This window comes from Streptomyces sp. NPDC059455, assembly GCF_042750115.1.
Classification (GTDB): Bacteria; Actinomycetota; Actinomycetes; order Streptomycetales; family Streptomycetaceae; genus Streptomyces; species Streptomyces endocoffeicus.
In genome coordinates this window covers 1-3,360 of the sequence record NZ_JBHYVB010000426.1, presented here as the reverse complement: position 1 = coordinate 3,360, position 3,360 = coordinate 1, and the positions used below count along the sequence as shown (strand labels likewise).

General features: G+C 74.6%; 2 protein-coding genes. Both read left to right on the top strand.

Going from position 1 to position 3,360, the window contains the following annotated elements; all coding sequences use genetic code 11:
• Positions 1-994 (top strand): FAD binding domain-containing protein (locus tag ACFXB5_RS53145; protein WP_385223201.1); only part of this gene is annotated, 994 nt, incomplete at its 5' end.
• A complete protein-coding gene (locus tag ACFXB5_RS53140; protein WP_385223199.1) occupies positions 991-3,129 on the top strand; it encodes a xanthine dehydrogenase family protein molybdopterin-binding subunit in 2,139 nt (712 codons plus the stop codon). The genes ACFXB5_RS53145 and ACFXB5_RS53140, both read left to right, overlap by 4 nt.
• Positions 3,130-3,360: the final 231 nt, after the last annotated feature.

Here is a 3,360-nt window from a genome sequence, read left to right as displayed (position 1 = left end):
GCCCTTCGGCTACGAGCGCGCCACCGACCCCCAGGCCGCCGCCACGCTCGTGGCCGACTCCACCGAGGCGGTGTACCTGGCCGGGGGCACCAATCTGGTGGACCTGATGAAGCTCGGGGTGACCGAGCCCGCCCTGCTCGTCGACATCACCGGGCTCCCGTACGACACCCTCGAGCACCGCCCGGACGGCGGTGTGCTCATCGGCGCGCTGGTCCCGGGCAGCCGCCTCGCCGGAGACCCGGGCATCCGCGAGCGGTTCCCGGCGCTGGCCGAAGCGCTGCTGTCCGGCGCCTCCGGGCAGCTGAGGACCGTGGCCACCACCGGTGGCAATCTGCTCCAGCGCACCCGCTGTGTGTACTTCCAGGACGTCACCAAGCCCTGCAACAAGCGGCGGCCGGAGACCGGCTGTTCGGCCGTCCAGGGCCTCCACCGCGACCTGGCCGTGCTCGGCACCTCCGACTTCTGCGTGGCCAACCACCCCTCGGACATGGCGGTGGCGATGGCCGCGCTCGACGCGGTCGTCCATCTGCGGCGGGTGAACGGCAGCCCCCGTACGCTGTCGCTGAACGACTTCTATCTGCTGCCCGGTGACACCCCGCACCGCGAGACGGTGCTGCAGCCCGGCGATCTGATCACCGGTGTCGAGCTGCCACCGCCCCCCGAGGGCGCCGCCATGTCCTACCGCAAGGTCCGCGACCGCTGGTCCTACGCCTTCGCGCTGGTGTCGGTGGCCGCCGTCGTGGCCACCGAGGCCGACGGCACACTGCGGGAGATCCGGCTGGGGCTCGGCGGCGTGGGCACCCGCCCCTGGCGTGCCCGCGAGACCGAGCGGCTGCTGACCGGGCGGCAGCCGACCGAGGAGCGCCTGCGGGAGGCGGCCCGGGCCGAGTTCGCCTCGGCGCGCCCGCTGCCGCGGAACGCGTTCAAGATCGACCTCGCCGTGGACGTCATCACCGCGGCCGTGCGCGACCTCGTGGGAGGGCAGCGGCGATGACCACGCTCCAGCGGACCGTGGGCGCGGAGGTGATCCGTGTCGAAGGGCGCGAGAAGGTCACCGGTGCCGCGCTCTACGCGTACGAGTACCCGGTGCCGGACGCCCTGTACGCGTGGCCGGTGCAGTCCACCATTCCGCGTGGCACGGTGCGCGCCGTCGACACCGCCGCGGCGCTGTCCCTGCCGGGCGTGGTCGCCGTGCTCGACAGCCGCGACGTGGTCCGGCTGCGCCCGACCGACACCCCCGAACTCGCCGTTCTGCAGTCCCCCGAGGTGGCCTACCGCGGGCAGATCGTGGCGGCCGTGGTGGCGGACACCTTCGAGACGGCCCGTCAGGCGGCGGCCGCCGTGCGGGTCGAGTACGACGTGGACGACCACGACGCCGAGCTGATGGACGGCGATCCGCGCATCTTCGTCCCCGAGACGGTCAACGGCGGCTACCCGGGACACACGGAGACCGGCGATGTGGAGGCCGCCCTCGCCGCGGCGCCGGTCGTCCTCGACGCCACGTACACCACGCCCCCCGAGCACACGGCCACGATGGAACCGCATGCCACCATCGCCGTCTGGGACGGGGACACGCTCACCCTCTACAACGGCGACCAGGCCCCCTGGATGACGGCCGCCAGGGTGGCCGAGCTGTTCGGCCTGCCCGAGGGCGCCGTCCGGATCGTGGCCGACCACACCGGCGGCGGCTTCGGCTCCAAGGCGATTCCCCGCCCGCCCACGGTGCTCGCCGCGCTGGCCGCCCGCGCCGTGGGCCGCCCGGTCAAGGTGGCGGCCACCCGGCAGCAGATGTTCACCATGGTCTCGTACCGCACGCCCACCCTCCAGCGCATCCGGCTCGGCGCCGAACCGGAAGGCAGACTCACCGCCATCTGGCACGACGCCCTCCAGCAGAGCTCCACGCTCACCCCGTACTGCGAGCAGACGGTCACCTGCACCCGCGTCATGTACGCCGCGCGCCACCGCCGGACCACCCATCGTCTGGCGCAGCTGGATGTGCCGACGCCGTCGTGGATGCGGGCCCCCGGCGAGGCGCCCGGGATGTTCGCACTGGAGAGCGCGATGGACGAGCTGGCCGTGGAGCTGGGCATGGACCCCATCGAGCTGCGGATGGCCAATGAGCCGTCCGTGGACCCCGGGACCGGTCATCCCTTCAGCAGCCGCAATCTGGTGGCCTGTCTGCGGGAGGGCGCGGCGCGCTTCGGCTGGGCGGGCCGCGACCCCGCGCCGGGGCGCCGCCGGGAGGGGCACTGGCTGCTCGGCACCGGAGTGGCGGCGTGCAACTACCCCGCCCTCACCTGGCCCTCCACCGCGACCGCCCGCGCCGAGCCCGGCGGAGGCTTCACCGTACGGATCGCCGCGGCCGACATCGGCACCGGCGCCCGCACCGCGCTGACCCAGGTGGCGGCGGACGAACTCGGTGTGGGGATCGACCGGGTCACCCTCGACATCGGCCGCAGCGCCTACGGCCAGGCACCGTGGGCGGGCGGCTCGATGGGCCTCAGCTCGTGGGGCTGGGCGGTGTCCAAGGCGTGCCGGGCGCTGACCAAGCGGCTGGACGAGGTCTCCGGCGCGGTCCCGCCCGGCGGGCTGGAGGAGCGGGCGGACACCGCCGAGGACGTCGAGGCGCGCCGGGCGTTCTCGCGCCACGCCTACGGCGCCCAGTTCGCGGCGGTGCGGGTGGACGCCGTCACCGGCCAGGTGCGGGTCGACCGGCTGCTGGGGATGTTCGCCGCCGGACGTGTCATCAACCCCCGGACGGCGGGCTCGCAGCTGCGCGGCGGCATGTGCATGGGGCTGTCGATGGCGCTGCACGAAAACCTGGAGCCGGACCCGCGGTTCGGCGACTTCGCCAACCACGACCTCGGCACGTATCACATCGCGGCCAACGCGGATGTGCGCGACGTCCAGGCGCACTGGCTCGAGGAGAACGACGACGAGCTCAACCCGATGGGCAGCAAGGGCGTCGGGGAGCTGGGCATCGTCGGCACGGCGGCGGCGATCGCCAACGCGGTGTACCACGCCACGGGGGTGCGGGTCCGCGATCTGCCGATCACGGTGGAGCGGGTGCGCGCGGGGCTCTCCGCGGGCCTGCGCACCGGGTTCTCCGCCGGGCCGTCCGCCCGCTGAGCGGCCGCCCGGCCCGTCGCGGCTCCCGGGGTGTCCCGCGGTGCCGGCGCGGGACACCCGGTCGCGTGGGATCAGCCGTTGTCGGCTGCCCCACCGGCGCCGTCCGCGCCCGCGCCGTCCCCGGCGGCCCCGGAGCCGTCAGCGGCGTCGCAGCCCGCCGCGCCACCGTCGTCCGCCGCGCCGCCGCCTCCGTCCGCACCGCCGTCTCCGATCTTCGCACCGACCGCGTCC